Raw genomic sequence first — 19,170 nt, 5'->3', positions numbered from 1 at the left:
GTTGGTTACCGGTCAAGATAGGGAGGAACCCAGTTGGATATTCTTAAAAAAGAGATGGTGCTTGAATCGAGGCTAGGGTTACACTGGAACTCCTTGTTATCGCTAACGGATTTATTGCCTCAAGTCTTATATCGTTTGGTTGGGGGGATAAGTGGCGCCTGAAATCATTTATTATTCTTGGTATAGAAAAATAAAGAAACTTATCACCTGTCGGTTTTATAAAAACGCTGGATTTAACCGACGAATAGAATCGTAGTCTGTTGATTTTATGAGTAACTGAAAATTGATTTTTGCATTTTTTGATAAACTGATAGGTGTCAAGAATAAAAGAGTAACAGAACTTAATCGGCATGCAGTTATACATTGCGGCTCAGCCTTATCTTAAATCGAGTACTTTATTATGCGTTTAATTATTATTGGACTGTCTATTGTATTTTTTACCTTATCAGGGATTATCACGTTTAAGGCACTGGAACTCCCGGTTCACAAAGCTTCTTATCAGGACAAGCCGAAATACGTAACGTCTGAATCAAATAGCGTCATAAAAAAAATGACTGCAGATCAGGACGCCAACAGGGCTGTTGTTGCAAACCTACAGGCTACAATTACCCAGCTTGAGGACAAGCTCAAAACAAAAGAAAATGTGCTTGAAAGTATTAAAACTACAGATGCCGAAAACAGGCCGCGGACCCTGGCGATCTTTGACGGCGAGACGTTTTCTTCTGGCAAGATTAGGATAAATGACGCTGCTTTGTCTACGATTGAGCATTTTGTCGGGGAAATATCAGCCTCTCAAGGCAGTCGCGTCATTATAGAAGGTCATACCGACAATATACCAACCGGTAAGCTACATATTGATAATATGGGCCTGTCATTACAGAGGGCAAGAGCCATAGCGAACGTATTGGTTTCTCATGGTGTATCGTCCGACCGGATATCGGTAATCGGTTATGGTGAGGCCCAGCCGATAGGCTCCAACGATACAGAAGAGGGCCGAGCAAAAAATCGCAGGGTCGAGGTAAAGCTTATACCTAAAGAAGGAAAGAACTAATGCATATGTACACAGAGCACTTTAACCTCAAGTTACTCCCATTCGAGAATGTACCGGATCCGCTGTTTTTTTATGACTATGGGGACCATGCCCTTATACGTAAACAGATATCCGGATCTTTACAGAGTGGCCGGGGTTTAATCGTTGTAATGGGGCCGATCGGTTCCGGTAAGACGACGCTAAGCCAGATGATAAAATTTGATTTTCCTGAAAACATCAAATTAATATGGATGGGTGAGCCACCTGCAAACAGCGCTAACCTCTATATGTTTCTTGCCCAGGAACTCGGATTACAGCCGTCATCGTCTGAGAAGACCTTTGTGATGAGGGACATCAGAAATGCTCTTTTAAAGCTCAATTCTGCAGGGAAGAAATGTATGGTCATCATGGATGAGGCGCATCTGATGTCAGACGATGTTATCAACGGCATCCGTTTGCTGAACAATCTTGAAGAAGGATCAATTAAACTTATTCAGATGCTGCTTCTCGGTCAGGAAGAATTGATGGAAAAAATAAACCAGCCTGAAATGGAACCCTTTAAACAGCGAATTGCTACACTCGAAATTCTGGGGAAGATGAGTGTCGATACCATGCTTAAATATATCTCGCATCGCATTCAGGTGGCCGGCGGCAGTCCCGACCTCATTGCAGATACAGGGCGGGAGGCGCTCTCCATTGCCTTTAGTGCCGGTGGGACGCCGCGTACGGTCAACTCATTGTGTGACAAGTCATTCAACGTTGCTTTTGAACGGGAAAAACCAGTCGTTGACGCGCGGGATATCTATGAAGCAACGCAGAGAATGGGATTGATAACAGACGTCTTTCATTACATCTGTTTGCTAAATACTAGAGAAAGAGACATAAAAAGTCAGGAATTACCGCCAACAGCAGATAAACCTGTTCCGGAAACGGCAGAACAACTCTCGCCGTCTATTACCAGGAAAGCCGAACAGGTAAACAGAGGGACGATAAACGAAGCGCCTGACATTTCCGGAATAGGGATGGGGGTGGCTGAATTGTTCCCTGCAGATCCAAAAGGCATAAAAGCGCCTGCTATATGGCTGTTATTATCAATAATCGCATTCACGTTAAGCGTTTTGTTCTTTTGCGAGCGGACCGAATCCACGGGTTTTCTGGGCTGTCTCATGGCCTTATTCAACGCTGTATAAGGCGTAATCTGTAGGACGCAATAAAATAGCCTATTGCATCGCATGGCAAGATTATCATGCGATGCAATACCCGATAAAATCGCTATTGCCCTGCGGACTGTTTTGTTATAAAGCAGGCGTTCACTTAACCCGGCGGCCAAGTCATTTGCCTGGCACCCAGCAAATGTAAGTGCAGGTGATAAACGTCCTGTCCGCCATGCTTGTTGCAGTTAAATACGGTTCTATAACCTGTTTCAGCTATGTCTTCCTGTTTTGCCAGCTTTGCCGCCGTCTGTAATATTTGTCCTGCCAACAGAGTGTCATCCAGGTCATTCAGGGTTGCGATGTGGCGTTTGGGGATAATCAGGATATGTACTGGCGCTTGGGGCTTAATGTCCCTGAAAGCCAGGATATTTTCATCTTCAAAAACTATATCCGGTTTGATAACACCAGCAACCATTTTACAAAATAAACAATCGGTCATGGCTTTTACCTTTTGTGGATTGGTGAACGGATCAGCCGGGCGTTTTTATAGGCCTACGCGACCATTAAACGCATGCGATAAGGTGCCGCTGTCGATAAACTCCAGTTCGCCGCCCATCGGTACGCCGTGGGCAATTCTGCTGGCCGGTACCTGATGTTTCCGGGCCAGTTCGCCGATAAAATAAGCGGTCGCTTCGCCTTCGACCGTGGAGTTGGTCGCCAGTATCAGTTCCTTGATATGGCCTGTTGCCAGCTGTCGTTCCAGTTGATCCAGGCCGAGTTCGTCCGGTCCTATGCCGTCCAATGGCGATAACCGGCCATGCAGTACAAAATAGCGCCCCTTGAATGCGGTGGCCTGATCGATAATCCAGACGTCGGCGGGGCTTTCGACGATGCAGATGATGGCATCGTCCCTTGATTTGTCAGCGCATATTGAGCAGATATCACCTTCAGTCAAAGTGCGACATTGACTGCAGTGGCCCATTTTTTCAATCGCTCGCAGCAGCGTTTGGGCCAGCATTGTTGCGCCGTTACGGTCGCGCTGGAGCAGATGGAACGCCATGCGTTGGGCGGTTTTGGGGCCGACACCGGGCAAGCAGCACAAATTCTGTATTAATTGCCCCAGTAAGCCGGATTTTTTCATCTTAAAAAGGCAGTTGGAATCCGGGAGGCAGCGGTATTCCGGCGGTGACATCCGCCATTTTTTCCTTCTTCATTTTTGCGACTTTATTGACCGCGTCGTTGATGGCGGATGCAATCAAGTCTTCCAGCATGTCCTTGTCATCGCCCAGCAAGGACGGATCGATGGTTACCTTTCGGGCTTCGCGTTTACCGGTCATCAGAATGGTCACCAGTCCGCCGCCGGACTCGCCCATGACTTGCATCGCGTTTAGCTCTTCCTGCGCTTTCTTTAGGTCTTCCTGCATTTTTTGGGCTTGCTGCATGATGTTGCCGAGTGCGTTTTTCATGTATTTTTCTCTATTATCGTTATAGGGGACTGCTTAGATTGGCTCTATGGTGCCGGGCATGATCCTGGCTCCCAAGTGTTCTTTTAATGCCTGAACATTGTCGTCTGAATTAATCGCGTCAACTGCCGCCTGTTGTTTGTCTTCGCGCGCCTTGGTCAATTGTATGGCGGGTGTGGCGACCATGGTTTTTTCGGTCGTAATCACCAGTTTCAATGGTGCTTTGCGATAAGCTTGTAACGCTTTTTGCAGGTTTTCTTCGGTACGGCTGCTGCGCAGTTGTTTATGTCCGGGATCCAGGATCAAGGTGCAGACGGCATCGTCAATATTTTCCAGTACGCAATTATGGGCCAGTTCCCGGGTTAAGCCGTTAATCTTCATCGCGGCAACCATTTCCGCCCAATTGGCGTCGTGGTTTTGCCTAATGGTTTCCGGAGCGCTATTTTCGGAGGCAACGGCGGGTTGTTGCGTTACTGTCGGTTTATAAGCAGGCTCAGGCTGCGCTTGGTTATAAACAGGCTGCGCCTGAGGTTTGTTAATAGGTTGATGAACTTGAACTGGTTTAGCCTGCGCCGATGCTATGTCGACCGGCCTGAAAGTCAGCATCCGCAACATGACCATTTCAAAGCCGCTGCGCGGGTCGGGCGCTAAATCCAGGTCGCGTTGTCCTACCAGGCCTATCTGGTAATAAAGCTGCACATCTTCCGGGGTCAGTTTGGCCGCCAAGGCCGCAATCATCTCCATATCAAAATCGTGATCAATGGCTCCCGGTATTTGTTGCAGCAAGGCGATGCGATGCAGGACTTGCAAAATCTGTTGCAGCACATCGCTAAAGTCCGGCGTTAAATTGGCTATCTCGTTTATCTTATCGAGTATCGCCGCCGCATCGCCCTCGGCCAGAGCCGTTAATAGGTCCTCGACAGGTTGCTGCGCCACCGTGCCCAGCATCGCGTTGACATCTTCGGTGTCAACTTTGCCGTTGCCGTAAACAATGGCCTGATCCAGCAAACTTAAGCCGTCGCGCATACTGCCGTCGGCGGCGCGGGATAATAGTTTTAATGCGCCGGATTCGGCTTCAATATGTTCCTGTCGAAGGATAAATTCCATCTGGGTGAAAATCTGGCTGGGCAGTAACCGCTTGAGATTAAACTGCAAACAGCGGGACAGTACGGTAACAGGGATTTTATGGGGATCTGTTGTTGCCAGCAGGAATTTTACATGCGGGGGCGGCTCTTCAAGCGTCTTCAACAAGGCATTGAAGCTGTGCCCGGACAGCATGTGGACTTCGTCGATCAGGTAGACCTTGTAGCGGCCGTGATTGGGCGCATATTGGGCGTTGTCCAGCAAATCGCGGGTGTCTTCGACCTTGGTGCGCGATGCCGCATCGACCTCGATTAAATCCAGAAACCGGCCTTCATCCAGATCGCGGCACACGCTGCATACGCCGCAAGGATTGAAATCCTGGAGATTTTCGCAATTAATGGCTTTGGCTAAGATTCGGGCGATTGTGGTTTTGCCTACGCCGCGCGTTCCGGTAAATAAATAGGCGTGATGCAGTCGATCATGTTGCAAAGCGTTCATTAACGATTTGACGACATGTTCTTGTCCGACAACTTCGGTGAAATTATGGGGACGCCATTTTCTGGCGAGAACCTGATAATTCATGGCAGGCTCGAAAGGTAAGTATGATTTGGGCGGCGACCATGCCAGCCACATCCCGGCACACGAATCTGCTGCTACCGTTGCTCCCTTCCGGGCCTGGCGGAGTTTACAGCGTATCGTTGCGAGAGGACCGACATGGTCACCATTAAAACATCAGCCGTACTGGCTAAAGGACGGCTATTATCGTTGAATCGGTTTAATAACACAAGCAGGAATGACTATGTTTTTTAAAAAGCCAAAACTTTACACTATGATCGGATACTGTGGGCGCGAATTTATTCGCGCTTTTTAATGCCTATTGCGCGAATAAATTCGCACCCACAACAATGAGAATATCCTGTCAATGCTACCTCGGCCAAATAATCACCGCCGTCCTGAGCCGGTTCTTGCCGAAACTGGACATTCGGTCGAAATCTTCACAGGCAATAGGAATAAACTGGCAATCAATTTCGTTTTGCCGTCCTTCTTCTGGATCCGGATCGTGCATGTACAGGCAGTCATCGTCGAAGCCGCTCATGACCACCCAATGCGGCGCTTTTTTTCTATCCATTTGAAAAGTGCTGATCAAGATCAACGGTATCGCCCCGGATTTGAAGGCGCTGATCAGCTCATTCTGGCTGATATTGGCGTAATGTATTTTTATGCCTTGTTCTTCTGCTTCGCGCTTAAAGCAGTTATCGACCAATTCGACGACCTGTTTTTTTTCCTCATTGCGCACGCCGTCTATAAACAGGGTTCCGGTTTGGTTGACCCAGACTTCAACCGTAAATTGTCGTCGCTTTGCTGCCAGCGCAAGGCCTATCGGGTGGCAGCCGCCATGCCCCGAGGTCATGAAGATGGTCGTGGCTTCGCGCCACAGGTTGATTTCTTCTTCCTGTGAAGGATGGTAATCTCGGTTTAAGCCGTGCATAGCCATCATCAGCGAGGCGGGGCCGCAGGTAAACGGCGTGGTTTGTCTTAACCAATGTACCGACCGGTGTTGCAAGGTATCGCGATAACGGCGGATGCGTTTTTGGTAACGCAATGCGTCTTTGTGGTCTTCATAGTAATCGCGGTAGAGGCCGAATTTTTTGTAGCCCAGCGTTTCGTAAAGTTTAATCGCAGGGGTGTTGTCGACACTGACTTCAAGACGAAGATATAGCCTGCCGGCATCGGTGGCGGCCTGTTCTCCGGCCGACATCAATAATTTGGCGATGCCTGTGCCTCTTTGCTCGGACGCAACGGCTAGTGAATAGATTCTAGCCAGCCGGGTTCCGGGATGGTAAATAATAAGCACATAACCGACGACCGCCAGGGATGGCGGCCGCGACTGCTCCCGGTAGTCGTCGGCATTTCCTCCATCCTTGGAGGTCAGAAGTGTCGCAACCGGTACGACTGCAGGGATGCAGGACGACTGCAAGGATGCAGGAGGTAGAGCAACGCAGGGAGCGGTTGCCGAGGTAGAGCAACGCATGGAGCGGTTGCCGAGGGAACCGGTGCGACCGCTCTCGATTGTCTCCTCCGCGACCAGCAAGGCGCGATGTTCTGCGCTTATCCAGTGCTTGAAACTGCGCCGACTTAACTGGTCGGAGTCAAAACAGGTTTTTTCCAGTGCTACCAGCTGATCGAGATCGGTTAACAGGGCAGGGCGGATTGAAATGCTCAACAAGATGCCCCGTGCAAGCCTTGTGCAATCACCTGTCTGGCGCGGAACAACACCATTTCCTGCCAGGCTCGATCATCAGGGCAAAAATGACGGCGCATGATGTTACTGTGCTGCAGACGGGCTTGCTCGTTATCGGGTTGGGCCCACAGTTGATGATCCCGTAGCAAGATTTCGAACAGTTGATCGGTGCTGAAGGTGCCGAATTCCAAGGTGATGTAGCAACTGCGGTCATTCATGATCGCGTGCCAGGCATAATCCAGCAGTCCTGTTTTCGGCACCGAGCTGGACGTGCCCAAAAACGGCAATGCGACCGAATCGCCATACCAGATTTTGGCGCTACGCGTTCCGCCACTGTCCGGCTGATGGTCGCAAATGATTTCTCCGTAGCCGTAAGAACCCAGGCCGGTGTGCAGGTCGATGACGGCCAAGTCCCGCTGTTGCAGGGCATATTGGCGCATCAGGTCTTCGCAGACCAAGCTGCCGTGTGCGGGCGCTTTGCCGCCATAAAAAGGCCCGGATGGATCGCTGTATTGTCCGGCGCTGATCGCTTTTTCCAGCGCCACGCGGCCATGCTGCCGTTCGAATTCGGCAAAGGCGATTTTCCGTTGAGCGGCATCCGGCAAGTACAGCGCGCCTTTGAGTAAGTCGTAGTCTTTATTCTCAGGTAAAGGCTTGGAAAAATCGACGCTATTGCGGTTAAGGTCAACGCCGTCTGCATCGCAACGCCGCTGCCAGGCATAGCCCCATGGCGTCAGCGCATGGATCATCAACACCGCCGTATCGGCCGGAATAACGACTAGGCCCTCGGCAATTAAAGCCAGCATATCGATCTGTACGGCACTGCCGGTAAAGCCCTCAATGCCGTGCGTTCCGCCGAGTAAAACCAGCACGCGTGACGCATTTTCCGAGCCGATCCAGACGGTATCGGTGACCAGTTGTTCGCCTTCAGGCCCGACTTCGTCACAAGGATAAGGCAAGTCATGTGTCTGGCAGGATAGTTTTGTGGTGTGCGCCAGCCAGCGCTGCCGAGCAGCGGCATAACTGCCGGGAAAAACGGCGGTATCGATAGCGGCAAGAGGAAGACAATAAGACATGATGGTCACCTGAAATTTTTCTTTAGCATAGCCCCAGTGTTTCAATCCACACCGGACCTCATCCGTCGAGTGATATTCTCTGACGGATAGAGGTCGGCGGATTGTTCCTCCCTGTGAACAAAGAGGTTACTGAAAAGGATAGCGACGCAAGTGCATCGATGTCAAACGTAAATGATATTCCTGAATGAATAGCTTTCAGACCATCAAGGAAATTGAATGAAATATTTTTCAATCCTAAAAAAACTCCTTGTGCAAACAACTGACTGGTTCCAGAATTAAGCCTTACCTTACTCTAGGATTTAATCGTTATGGCGCGTACCCTTTTGGTGGTTGATGATCTTTCCGACTGGAATCCCTATTACCCCAGCGACCAGGTTATCACCTTTGAAACCTATCTTGCGACCGCGCAGGGTGACTCTTTGCAGCGTGTCCGTATCATCAACCTGTGCGGCAGCTACCGCTATCTGTCCGATGGTTATTATTGCTCCTTGCTGGCCGAAGCCAGAGGCCATCACGTTATTCCGTCGGTTAAAGTGCTAAATGACCTGGACAAAAAGGCGCTGTACAGGCTACAGCTTGAAGACTTGTCGCAGACCTTGGCGCGGGCATTTAAGACCACCGACAAGGATAAGGAAATCACCCTGTTGAGTTATTTCGGCACCACGCCCGATCCGGCTTTTCAGGACTTTGCCCGGCTGCTGTTTGAGCGCTTTTCCTGTCCGATTCTGGCAGTGACGTTACGCTACCGGCAGCAATGGGAAATCATTGGCTTAAAGGCGGTGTCGCACAGGCATCTGGATGATGAACAGCAAAGCGTTTTTGCCGACGCGCTGGATAAATTCAGCAAGAAAGTCTGGCGCAAAGGCCGCGCTCGTAAAGCGGCGCGATTCGATTTGGCGATACTGATTAACCCCGAAGAAAAATTGCCGCCCAGCAACATGGGGGCGATAAAAAAGTTTATTAAAATCGGCAGGGAACTGGGCATCGAAGTAGAACTGATAACGCAGCAACATTACGTGCGTCTACCCGAGTTTGACGGCTTGTTCATCCGCGAAACCACCAACATAGATCACCACACCTACCGGTTCGCCAAAAAGGCCGAGGCCGAGGGCTTGGTCGTTATCGACGATCCGACGTCGATGCTGCGATGTACCAATAAAGTCTATCTGGCTGATTTATTTCGCACCCATCGTGTGCCTACGCCCAAAACCTGGCTATTGCACAAAGGCAATGCCGCGCACTTGGATAGAGTGGAAGCGGAAGCCGGTTTTCCGGTGGTAGTAAAAATCCCGGACGGCTCTTTTTCTCGCGGCATCGTTAAAGTGCATGACCGCAAAGAGCTGGAACTCAAAGTCGAAGAGCTGTTTCAAAAATCCGCATTGTTGTTGGCGCAGGAATTCCTTTATACCGATTTCGACTGGCGCATCGGTATTTTCAACAACAAGGCTTTATATGCGTGCCGCTATTACATGGTTAAGAATCATTGGCAGATATACCGTCACGGCGAAAGCCGAATAGATACCGGCAGTTTCGCCACCTTGCCGACTTTTGAAGTGCCCAAAGCCGTGCTGGACGCCGCATTAAAAGCGACCCTACCTATAGGCAACGGCTTATACGGCGTGGATGTTAAAGAAAAAGACGGTAAAGGCTATGTGATAGAAGTCAACGACAACCCCAACATCGACAGCGGCGTCGAGGACAAATATCTGGGCGATGAACTGTACCGGTTGATTATGACCGAACTGCTGCGGCGCATGGAAAATCGCAGTAAAGGGATATTGACGCTGTAGGCTCTGAATTTAAAATGACTCCTCAGCAGAAGGACGTGTCGAGGAAAGAAGCGTATTTTTCTCGATTGATGACGCGCAATCTTCTACAGATTGCGCCTTACCGCGTTTTCAATAATGCTATACTCTTGTTGAATATTTCAACAACCGAGCGACATCATGGCTACTGTAAACTTTAGCGTACCCGATGACATTAGGCAGGAATTCAACCAGCTGTTTGAAAAAGAAAACAAAAGCGCAATCTTAACCCGATTGATGCAACAGGCGATTGAAGAAAAAAAACAACAGCAACGTCGCCTGTTGGCCATTGATAAGATCCTGCAATTAAGAGCTACGCAAGCGCCTGTTTCAGCGGCGGATATTGAACAGGCAAGGGAAGAATTGCGCAGATGATTGTAGTGGTTGATGCCAGCGTCAGCATTAAATGGTTTTTTCCAGCATCAGCACAAGAACAGGACACCGATCAGGCTGTTTCTGTGCTTCTGCAAGTTCAATCCGGTCAGGTGACACTGGTGCAACCCGCACACTGGCTGCCGGAAGTGGTCGCCGTCATTACGCGCATTCGCCCGGAAATCGCAGAGCTAGCCATTGATTATTTGAGCGCTATGGAAATAAAAGTACAGCAGGATGCAGACATTTTAAAAACTGCTGCTCGTCTCTCCCAGCAATTTTCTCATCACTTATTCGATACGCTTTATCACGCCTTGGCTATTCATCTGAATGCCGTGTTTGTAACCGCTGATGAAAAATATTACCGCAAAGCTGAAACGATGGGATGTATTCAGTTGCTGAGTAATTGGCGGTAGGGGCGCTTCCTTTGTCAGTATGTCCTGTTAAACTTTAGAATTATTTGAGTTTATACCGATATCCCGTACAATCGAGAGAAATGAAAACAGTCATCGAAACACCAACTTTTCAAAAACAAGCCGAGATCATTTGGACGGAAGATGAGCGTCTGGCATTTATCAGTTGGATTTCTCAAAATCCATTGGCAGGCGATGTGATTCCAGGTGCAGATGGCGCTCGAAAAGTGCGCTGGTCAGTAGCGGGTAAAGGTAAGCGAGGCGGTGTGCGGGTGATTTACTTTAATTTGGTAGAACAAGACGTGATTGTGTTAATCACTCTGTATCAAAAATCCAATCAGGCCAACATTCAGGCCGGTGATATAAAAAAGGCGGTGTAAGGTGGATATTGAAAAAATAGCTCAAGCAATTGAAACGGATGCCGGGATGGTGTTGACAGATTTACGGCAAGGCTTAGCCGAAATGCAAGACGGTATCGGGCAGGTGCATAGCCCTGAGCAAATTTTATTGCGTTCGGTTCGACAACAAACCGGTTTATCGCAACAAGCCTTTGCTGATTTGATTAAAACCCCGGTAGCGACATTACGCGACTGGGAGCAAGGCCGGTTTAATCCGCCGGGCGGCGTAATATGTTTGTTGAAACTGATGCACGACCATCCTGAATTAAAGGATGAGCTGGCAGCTTGACGCTGTCTGAAAATAGCTGTTTAAATTACAGTAGGATGTGCCGAGGAACGAGGCGCATCATTCGCGAACGATGCGCTTCACTGCGTTTAGCGCATCCTACGAGCTGCTGATGAAAAATACTACCGCAAAGCTGAAACGATGGGATGTATTCAGCTGCTGAGTACAGTAGGTTGGGTTAGCGGTAGCGTAACCCAACATTTGCCGCGTTAATGCGTTGGGTTACGGCTAGCGCCTAACCCAACCTACGGGCTGATTTACGGCAAGGGTTAGCCGAAATGCAAGACGGTATCGGGCAGATGCATAGCCCTGAGCAAATCTTATTGCGTTCGGTTCGGCAGCAAACCGGCTTATCGCAACAAGCCTTTGCTGATTTGATTAAAACCCCGGTGGCGACATTGCGCGACTGGGAACAGGGTCGGTTTAATCCGCCGGGCGGCGTAATATGTTTGTTAAAACTGATGCACGATCATCCAGAATTAAAGGATGAGCTGGCTGCTTGAATCATGGAGTGAGCATTGTAGGGTACAATGGCGCCTTATCGCGTTAAATGTCTGGGTTGGCGTTGGATTCTTTCACTGCATCGCACCCTGCGAGGCTTATAGATTAGGTAGAGTCGTTACATGAAAACATTAAACAATGACGGAAAAGAAAGTTTCATCTATACTAAGTCGCGATGCAACTAGTTATTAGTTGCAAGGAGCCGGTTGTCCATAATGTCTGATTTGAGCAAGCAAAAAGCCAGAATAAAATCAAAGCCAACTGATTATAAATGGGGTGAGTTAACGAGTTTATTAAGCAAGATGGGTTACGCGGAGATACAAGGTAATGGTTCAAGGGTTAAGTTTTATAACAACAAAAAAGATTCTTTAATAGCGTTACATAAACCTCATCCAAGCTCGATTCTAAAACAATATATGGTTAAAGCAATAGTTAATAAACTTGAAGAAGCGGGGTTCTTATGATGGCTTCAAATAATAAGACGTTACAATACAAAGGTTTTTTAGGATCCATTGAAATGGACTTAGATGAATTTTTTATGTTCGGTGAGTTGCTCTTTATTAACGACCTTATTACTTACGAGGCCAAGTCACTTGAAGATCTTCAGAAAGAGTTTGAAGCCTCAGTAGACGATTATTTGCAGACATGCAAAGAATTAAAGCGTGATCCACAAAAACCATACAGTGGCACATTTAATGTGCGAATTGGCGCAGAACTTCATAGGCAAGTAGCAATGCATTCATTACTTTTAGGTACAAGTATTAATGATTTTGTGAAAATAGCTGTACAAGAAAAGATAGAAGACAAAAAACATATCCACAATCATATTCACTATCACACTACTGAAATGGTTGAAGATGTTACATTTGGCAAAAAAGAAGAGTTATGGACAGTAAATTAGTTAGAGTAAGACTTTTAAAGTCACTATGTAATTTTAGCCAGTCACCTGTCAAAAATTCTAAAGGGCAATTGAATGTTTCTTTTTCGTTTGACATGAAACAGAATCTTGAAAACGATAAATTGTTTAATGCTCAACTTGAAATAACAATTATTGGCAAACAGGTTGATATTGTCGATGATATTTTTGATTTGAATATAATTATGGCAGGAGAATATGAATCAAAAGCTAAGCCTGACATGGAAGCTATCGAGAAGAACAAGTATAAATATTTACTTCCATTGGTTCCGCTAGTTCATTTGCATACTAATGATCTCCTTACAAGATTGGATATAGGTTCAATTTCTATTAAGCAAGAATTTTTTTACAGTTCACTAGAAGAAAGCTGTGCACTCGAAGAAACTAAACGACCTAAAGTAAAACGACCAACTAAAACCAAGCGTCAGTAACGGCGGCTGTGGTGACCCATATGAGCCAGCGATTTATCAATAGACAATGAAAGACTACCGTTGGTTTTAGGTAGTTGCTGATCTGTAGTTTTGCATGACGGGTGAAAGCATTCCAGGCTTTTGGGTGTTTTGATGTGGCAAACATTGCTGGCATTGCTTAATTAGTTATTAATAGAGCATAAACTCCGTGATCAACCCCACTAACCCATGCTAGCCACACTCGTCCGCTTCTCCATCCGTTTTTACGGCATCGTTATCGCGCTTGCGGTATTGATCTTGCTCTACGGCAGTTATCGCTTCGCCACGGCGGGGCTGGATATTTTTCCTGAATTCTCGCCCAAACAGGTCATCATTCAAACCGAATCGCCAGGCCTTTCTTCGGAGCAGGTTGAGGTGCTGGTGACCCAGCAAATCGAAACGTCGATCAGCGGCTTGATCGGCATGAAGTCGGTGCGCTCCGAATCCATCCAGGGCCTGTCGATTATTATCGCGACCTTTGTCGAAAACAGCGATGTGTACCGCAATCGCCAGCTGATCAGCGAGCGCTTGACCACGCTGGCGGGACAGCTGCCGCTGGGCATTACGCCGGTTGCGATACCGTTGTCCTCGTCTTCCGCGACGGTTTTAACCATCGGTTTAAACAAGGACGATCAGACCGATTTAATGGCTTTGCGCAGTCTGGTTGACTGGACGATTGTGCCGCGCTTGAAGGCTGTGCCGGGGGTTGCCGATGTTAACGTGTTCGGCGGGGATATTCAGCAATTGCAAATTCAGGTCGATCCGCTGCAATTGCATCGTTTTAATCTGACACTGGAGGACATTATCCAGGCCGCCTCAAAGGCCGGAAATATTCAGGGCGGCGGTTTTATCGAAAACAATAACCAGCGCTTCACCTTGCAGGTAACAGGGCAACCGGTCACGCCGGAACAATTCGGCAAAATTCTGGTCAAGCGGGATCAGGGGCGCAGCGTTACCTTGGGCGAAGTCACCACGATTCAATATGCGCCGGAACCGCCGATAGGCGCGGCGCAAATCATGGGCAAGCCCGGCATCGTGATGATGGTGATCGGGCAATACGGGGCCAATACCTTGTCGGTGTCAAAACAAGTCGAGCAGACGCTAAAAGAGTTCGAGCCTATATTCAACAAACAGGCGATTAATTTTTACTCGCACCTGTTTCGTCCTGCCGATTATATTGAACGGTCATTGTCCAATTTGTCCGGGCATTTGCTGATCGGCGGCTTATTCGTGCTGATTATCCTGTACCTGTTTTTGTTTAATTTACGCACCGCGTTTATTTCGGCGCTGGCTATTCCTGTGTCGTTGATCGGCGCGGTGATTGTGCTGCTGGAAAGCGGGGTCAATCTCAATATCATGGTGCTTGGCGGCCTGGCTATCGCATTGGGCGAAGTGGTCGATGATGCGATTATCGATACCGAAAACATTTTCCGGCGCTTGCGCGAGAATCGCTTGTTAGCCCAGCCGTTGCCAGTTGCTGGCGTGGTTTATAGCGCCTCGCTGGAGGTGCGCAGCTCCGTGGTTTACGCCAGCTTCATCGTCGCGCTGGTGTTTGTGCCGCTGTTGACCTTGAACGGCGTCGCCGGGCGCTTGTTTGCGCCGCTGGGCTATTCCTACATTCTGGCGATTTTAATGTCGCTGCTGGTGGCGCTGACTTTAACGCCGGCTCTGTGTTATGCGTTGCTGGGCAACTCGGTTATCGCTAATGACGATCCGCCGCTGATCAAGCGCATCAAGCCGCATTACAAGGATTTGCTAAGCACGGTTTCCAGATATTTTAAACCGGTGGTCATCGGCAGCATTATCGTTTGCCTGTCAGGCTTGCTGGCTTTTTTCAGCCTTGACAGTAAATTCCTGCCTGAATTGCGGGAAGGGCATTATATCGTCCACACCACCAGCATTCCCGGCACGGCGTTGCAGGAATCGATACGGATCGGCAGCAAGCTGACCGAACAGTTTATGGCGATTCCCGGCATCCAATCGGTGTCGCAATGGGCGGGGCGGGCAGAGCGGGGCGCCGATACTTACGGCAGCCATTACAGCGAGTATGAAGTGCATCTGGAGCCGATGTCGGGCGCTGGGCAACAGCAGATAAAGGATAGGCTGCGGGCGATTCTGGTTGGTTTCCCCGGCATTTTATTTGAAGCCAACACCTTCTTGACGGAGCGGGTCGATGAGACCATTTCCGGCTACACTTCGCCGGTGGTGGTTAATATTTACGGCAATGACCTGAATAAGCTGGACGCCAAAGCGCAGGCGGTTGCCGATATTATGCGCGATATAGACGGCGCTGCCGATGTGCAGTTGCGCTCGCCGCCCGGCACGCCGTTGCTGCAAATTGTGCTGAATCTCGACCAGATGGGCTTCTGGGGCGTATTGCCTGCCCAGGTTGTCGATACTTTGCAGGCCGCTTACGAAACACGGGTAGTCGGCAAAAATATTCAGGGCAATAAAATCTATAACGTCGCGGTGACCTTGACGCCGGAATTAAGAGCGCAACCCGAATCGATAGCCAAGTTGCCGATCAGGACCCAGGACGGGACGATGATCACGCTGGAGCAGGTCGCGGAAATCAGGCATGCGGCCAGCCGCTACAACATCCTTCATCAAGGCTCGCAGCGGCGGCAGACCGTGACCGGCAACGTGATCGACCGGGATCTGGATGATTTTATCGAGGAACTTAAAGCGCGGGTATTAAAAGAGATTCCTTTCTCTGCGGATATTTATCCAGAATTTACCGGCGCGGCGATTGAGCAGGCGCAGGCGCGGAAAGAGTTGATCCTGCATTCACTGCTGGCCGGAGCCGGGGTGCTGATTTTCATTTATATCGCGATCGGCAGTATCCGTCATATGTTGCTGACCCTCGCCAATCTTCCATTTGCGCTGATCGGCGGGGTTGCCGCCGTGGTATTGACCGGCGCAACCTTGTCGGTCGGTTCGGTCGTGGGCTTTGTGACTTTGTTCGGCATTACCGTGCGCAACAGCATCATGCTGCTGTCGCACTACCGTTATCTGGTCGAAGTCGAAGGCAAGAGCTGGAATCTGAACACCGCCATCCAGGGCGCGCAGGAACGCTTGCCGTCGATCTTAATGACGGCGCTGGTCACCGCGTTAGCCATGTTCCCGATTGCGTTCAACAGCGATAATCCGGGGCGTGAAATTATGGGGCCTATGGCGGCGATTATCATCGGCGGGCTGGCCTCTTCAACGTTGCTGAACTTATTATTATTGCCCGCCATTTTGCTGCGCTATGGAAAATTTAACAGCCAAACTGATATCGATAGATAAAGACTCGGAGGCGATTATTCTGCTGCATGGCTTGGCAAGAACCAGCCGTAGCATGAATAAGGCGGGCAGGCTGCTGGCCGCTTACGGCTATAAAATCATCAATGTCGATTATCCTTCGCGATCCGCAGACATCAGTGCCTTGGCGCAAACATACATCGTTCAGGCATTGAAACAATGCAATACGGAAGGCATTAAAAAAATCCATTTCCTGACGCATTCGATGGGCGGCATTTTGCTGCGCGATTATTTGGCTAGTCAAACTATCGATAAGCTTGGGCGGGTGGTGATGCTGGCCCCGCCGAATCAAGGCAGCGAAGTCGTGGATAAACTCGGTGGATGGAGGCTGTTTTACACTTTAAACGGCCCGGCCGGATTGCAGTTGGGCACAGGTAAAGACAGCATGCCGAATCGGCTTGGGCCGGTAAACTTTCAGCTTGGGATAATTGCCGGGAGTAAATCCATCAACCCTCTATTATCAAGGCTGATTCCCGGTATCAATGACGGCAAGGTGTCGGTAAGCAGGGCGCAGGTGGCGGGCATGCAAGATTTCATCGTGATGCCTTATTCCCATCCGTTTATCATGCGACGGGTGGCGGTCATAGAGCAGGCGCTGCATTTTATTCAGCGGGGCTATTTTACGAGATGAGTTGCGTCTTAAGTTGATGCGCAGGTGTTAGCCCTGCTTTCTGCTTTGGTTATTCGACATGAGTCCGGCTTGAAGATGATCATACATTTGTACTGCCGAATCACGTTCATTTTCGACTTTTCTAAGCGTATCTTTAGCCATTAAAACTTCAAATTCAAGTTTGATGGAGCGTCTGAGCCACTCATCGCCTGATGATTTAAGTGCTTTGTTTTTTTGTATTAGCTCAAAAATACGTTTGTTTGAATGGTTTAAATGGGCTGCTATAGCTTGAAGTTGAGCTTGTGTTGTGTAAAGGGAGGCAGCGCAACTTTTTATACCTTCGCTCATTATAGATTGGGCTTTGCCAATTTGGTTTAATGCCTGTTTTTTTTGGTTTAGCTCGCCCTCAAGCCATTCGATTTTTTTTATCGCGGCGTTATATTTTTCGCTCACTCCGGCGTATTGTTCTTTCATATCAACCAGAGCGTTGTCATGTTTTTTAGTGAAATTAAACATAGGAGGCATTTATTTTTACATAGACGAAAGTGCATTAACCTAAAAAGTTCGGTCGGTATTGTGCGGCTGTCTGTAGGATAGAGAGCTTAGCTTCTGTAATCAATAAGCGCGATTACCTAGGATGAGCTAGGGCAGAAAAGCATCGCCGCAGGTATATCGATTTAGGTCAACTAGGTGTAGGCAATAACCAAAAAATCTAACTCGAAACGGTTTTCCCATACTCCGGCACGGTGCTGGAGCGCCATTAACGTTGATGTGGGAATATGCGTATCGGTGTTTATCAGCCAAATCGGTGCTACCGTGTTCTGATTTTCTAACTGCTGAGCCGTTAGAAATAAAGTAAAATAACCGCTTTTTAAAATATTACTCCGTAGAAATACGCAGACAGCAAAGGTATACATGAAGAATTATAAAATCGCAGTGCTAGCCGGTGACGGTATCGGCCCGGAAATTACTCGGGAAGCCATCAAAGTTCTTAAGCTTGTTGAAGAGCGTAACGATGTTTCGTTCGAACTGATGCCGGCCGCTTTCGGTGCCTGCGCCTATTTCGAATTTGGCGATGCCTTTCCGCAATCGACCATCGATATTTGCGACCAGGCCGATGCCATTCTTAAAGGCCCGATTGGTTTGAGCCATGAGCAATCTAAAACTATTCCTATTGACAAGCAGCCTGAACGCGGCGCGCTGCTGCCGCTACGTCGTCGTTACAACACCTACGCAAACTTTCGGCCGGTTTTTCTGCCTAAAGCCTTAGCGCATTTTTCGCCGCTAAAGCCGGAAATTATCGGCGAGGGCATTGATATAATGATAGTTAGGGAGCTGGTCGGCGGTCTGTATTTTGGTAATAAGGAAACCGGCATTAACGAACGGGGCTTGCGTTATGTCAAAGAAACCCTGGAATACGATGAACAGCAAATCAGCCAAATCTTGCATCAGGCATTTAAACTCGCCCAAAAACGCAAGAAAGTGCTGCACAACATTCATAAAAGCAATGTACTCAAATCCAGCGTTTTGTGGAATGAAATACTCGATGAAGTGGCTAAAGACTATCCCGAGGTGGAAGTGATTCATCAGCTGGTGGATTCTGCCGCGACCAACCTGTGTCTGAAGCCGACCCAGTATGACGTAATGGTCATGGAAAACATGTTTGGCGACATCCTCAGCGATCAGGGCGGCGGTCTGTTAGGTTCTCTGGGCTTGATGCCGTCTGCCTGTATTGGCGATGAAAAAGCCTACTATGAGCCGTCGCATGGCTCCGCACCGGACATCGCCGGAAAAAATATCGCCAATCCTTATTCGATGATCGGTTCGGTTGCGATGATGCTGGAAAACAGCTTCGATATGGCCGCAGAAGCTAAGAATGTCTGGGATGCGATGCAAGGCGTATTCGGCGACGGCTACTCAACCGCCGACCTGTCCAAGCCGGGCAGCGGTGTTACGATGATCAGCACCGAACAGTTCGGCGACAAGGTTGTTGAAAAGCTGAGGCAGATGCCAAAAGTACTGTAAACAGGCAACGTATGCGTTCCCATGCGAGAGAGACGGTGAAAGTA

General features: G+C 48.8%; 21 protein-coding genes and 1 other RNA gene. 14 read left to right on the top strand and 8 right to left on the bottom strand.

The genetic code is table 11. From position 1 onward, the window contains the following. Positions 1-400 precede the first annotated feature (400 nt). Together ABXJ76_RS14110 and ABXJ76_RS14105 are read left to right on the top strand one after the other, a co-directional pair. Entirely contained in the window at positions 401-1,051 is a 651-nt protein-coding gene (locus ABXJ76_RS14110) for an OmpA family protein (protein ID WP_432741368.1), read from the top strand. Continuing rightward, positions 1,051-2,220: an ExeA family protein gene (locus ABXJ76_RS14105; RefSeq protein WP_432741367.1), complete on the top strand. Its 1,170-nt coding sequence runs from the start codon at positions 1,051-1,053 to the stop codon at positions 2,218-2,220. Before ABXJ76_RS14110 ends, ABXJ76_RS14105 begins: the two co-directional genes overlap by 1 nt. Positions 2,221-2,344: 124 nt before the next feature. On the opposite strand, the gene ABXJ76_RS14100 is transcribed toward ABXJ76_RS14105, so the two are convergent. The 7 genes from ABXJ76_RS14100 to ABXJ76_RS14070 form a co-directional block, all read right to left on the bottom strand. After that, positions 2,345-2,683 carry a histidine triad nucleotide-binding protein gene (locus ABXJ76_RS14100; RefSeq protein WP_432741366.1) on the bottom strand — a complete coding sequence of 113 codons (339 nt, stop codon included), beginning with the start codon at positions 2,681-2,683 and terminating at the stop codon, positions 2,345-2,347. Between the two features lie 45 nt (positions 2,684-2,728). Beyond that, positions 2,729-3,325, bottom strand: a complete 597-nt coding sequence (recR, locus tag ABXJ76_RS14095) for a recombination mediator RecR (protein WP_432741365.1) — start codon at positions 3,323-3,325, stop codon at positions 2,729-2,731. Position 3,326: 1 nt separating this feature from the next. After that, positions 3,327-3,650: a YbaB/EbfC family nucleoid-associated protein gene (locus ABXJ76_RS14090; protein WP_432741364.1), complete on the bottom strand. Its 324-nt coding sequence runs from the start codon at positions 3,648-3,650 to the stop codon at positions 3,327-3,329. 33 nt (positions 3,651-3,683) lie between these two features. Beyond that, positions 3,684-5,312: a DNA polymerase III subunit gamma/tau gene (dnaX, locus tag ABXJ76_RS14085; RefSeq protein WP_432741363.1), complete on the bottom strand. Its 1,629-nt coding sequence runs from the start codon at positions 5,310-5,312 to the stop codon at positions 3,684-3,686. A 36-nt stretch (positions 5,313-5,348) separates the two neighbouring features. Continuing rightward, positions 5,349-5,445, bottom strand: an RNA gene (ffs, locus tag ABXJ76_RS14080) — signal recognition particle sRNA small type. Positions 5,446-5,655: 210 nt separating this feature from the next. Further along, the gene (locus ABXJ76_RS14075; protein ID WP_432741362.1) at positions 5,656-6,954 is read right to left on the bottom strand and encodes a GNAT family N-acetyltransferase/peptidase C39 family protein; all 1,299 of its coding nucleotides are present in this window, start codon (positions 6,952-6,954) and stop codon (positions 5,656-5,658) included. Then, complete coding sequence (locus ABXJ76_RS14070; protein ID WP_432741361.1) at positions 6,951-8,048, bottom strand: DUF2817 domain-containing protein; 1,098 nt, start codon at positions 8,046-8,048, stop codon at positions 6,951-6,953. Before ABXJ76_RS14070 ends, ABXJ76_RS14075 begins: the two co-directional genes overlap by 4 nt. Before the next feature lie 308 nt (positions 8,049-8,356). Between ABXJ76_RS14070 and ABXJ76_RS14065 the strand changes: the two genes are divergently transcribed. The 11 genes from ABXJ76_RS14065 (at position 8,357) to ABXJ76_RS14015 (ending at position 17,122) form a co-directional block, all read left to right on the top strand. Then, entirely contained in the window at positions 8,357-9,838 is a 1,482-nt protein-coding gene (locus tag ABXJ76_RS14065; RefSeq protein WP_432741360.1) for a RimK family protein, read from the top strand. 156 nt (positions 9,839-9,994) lie between these two features. Then, the gene (locus tag ABXJ76_RS14060) at positions 9,995-10,228 is read left to right on the top strand and encodes a hypothetical protein (protein ID WP_432741359.1); all 234 of its coding nucleotides are present in this window, start codon (positions 9,995-9,997) and stop codon (positions 10,226-10,228) included. After that, positions 10,225-10,641 (top strand): type II toxin-antitoxin system VapC family toxin, encoded by a 417-nt coding sequence (locus ABXJ76_RS14055; RefSeq protein ID WP_432741358.1) that lies wholly within the window; start codon positions 10,225-10,227, stop codon positions 10,639-10,641. Before ABXJ76_RS14060 ends, ABXJ76_RS14055 begins: the two co-directional genes overlap by 4 nt. A gap of 80 nt (positions 10,642-10,721) precedes the next feature. Further along, positions 10,722-11,018, top strand: a complete 297-nt coding sequence (locus ABXJ76_RS14050; RefSeq protein ID WP_432741357.1) for a transcriptional regulator — start codon at positions 10,722-10,724, stop codon at positions 11,016-11,018. A 1-nt stretch (position 11,019) separates the two neighbouring features. After that, complete coding sequence (locus ABXJ76_RS14045; RefSeq protein ID WP_432741356.1) at positions 11,020-11,325, top strand: helix-turn-helix domain-containing protein; 306 nt, start codon at positions 11,020-11,022, stop codon at positions 11,323-11,325. 275 nt (positions 11,326-11,600) lie between these two features. Continuing rightward, entirely contained in the window at positions 11,601-11,825 is a 225-nt protein-coding gene (locus ABXJ76_RS14040; RefSeq protein ID WP_432741355.1) for a helix-turn-helix domain-containing protein, read from the top strand. Positions 11,826-12,038: 213 nt separating this feature from the next. Further along, positions 12,039-12,287, top strand: coding sequence for a type II toxin-antitoxin system HicA family toxin (locus tag ABXJ76_RS14035; protein WP_432741354.1), 249 nt, complete (start codon positions 12,039-12,041; stop codon positions 12,285-12,287). Beyond that, positions 12,284-12,724: a type II toxin-antitoxin system HicB family antitoxin gene (locus ABXJ76_RS14030; RefSeq protein WP_432741353.1), complete on the top strand. Its 441-nt coding sequence runs from the start codon at positions 12,284-12,286 to the stop codon at positions 12,722-12,724. Before ABXJ76_RS14035 ends, ABXJ76_RS14030 begins: the two co-directional genes overlap by 4 nt. Next, on the top strand, positions 12,709-13,170 hold the full coding sequence (locus ABXJ76_RS14025; protein ID WP_432741352.1) for a hypothetical protein: 462 nt from the start codon (positions 12,709-12,711) through the stop codon (positions 13,168-13,170). Before ABXJ76_RS14030 ends, ABXJ76_RS14025 begins: the two co-directional genes overlap by 16 nt. A 207-nt stretch (positions 13,171-13,377) precedes the next feature. Next, on the top strand, positions 13,378-16,476 hold the full coding sequence (locus ABXJ76_RS14020) for an efflux RND transporter permease subunit (RefSeq protein ID WP_432741351.1): 3,099 nt from the start codon (positions 13,378-13,380) through the stop codon (positions 16,474-16,476). Further along, the gene (locus ABXJ76_RS14015) at positions 16,439-17,122 is read left to right on the top strand and encodes an esterase/lipase family protein (RefSeq protein WP_432741350.1); all 684 of its coding nucleotides are present in this window, start codon (positions 16,439-16,441) and stop codon (positions 17,120-17,122) included. The genes ABXJ76_RS14020 and ABXJ76_RS14015 overlap by 38 nt, the downstream gene beginning before the upstream one ends. Positions 17,123-17,149: 27 nt before the next feature. Here the strand turns inward: ABXJ76_RS14015 and ABXJ76_RS14010 are convergent, their stop codons facing one another. Further along, entirely contained in the window at positions 17,150-17,575 is a 426-nt protein-coding gene (locus ABXJ76_RS14010; RefSeq protein ID WP_432741349.1) for a hypothetical protein, read from the bottom strand. Positions 17,576-18,016: 441 nt separating this feature from the next. Between ABXJ76_RS14010 and leuB the strand changes: the two genes are divergently transcribed. After that, the gene (gene leuB / locus ABXJ76_RS14005; RefSeq protein ID WP_432741348.1) at positions 18,017-19,126 is read left to right on the top strand and encodes a 3-isopropylmalate dehydrogenase; all 1,110 of its coding nucleotides are present in this window, start codon (positions 18,017-18,019) and stop codon (positions 19,124-19,126) included. The last annotated feature ends 44 nt before the right edge of the window (positions 19,127-19,170 follow it).

Origin of the sequence: Methylobacter arcticus (assembly GCF_050917435.1) — a bacterium.
Lineage (GTDB): Bacteria > Pseudomonadota > Gammaproteobacteria > Methylococcales > Methylomonadaceae > Methylobacter_A > Methylobacter_A titanis.
This window is presented reverse-complemented; position numbering and strand designations above follow the sequence as displayed.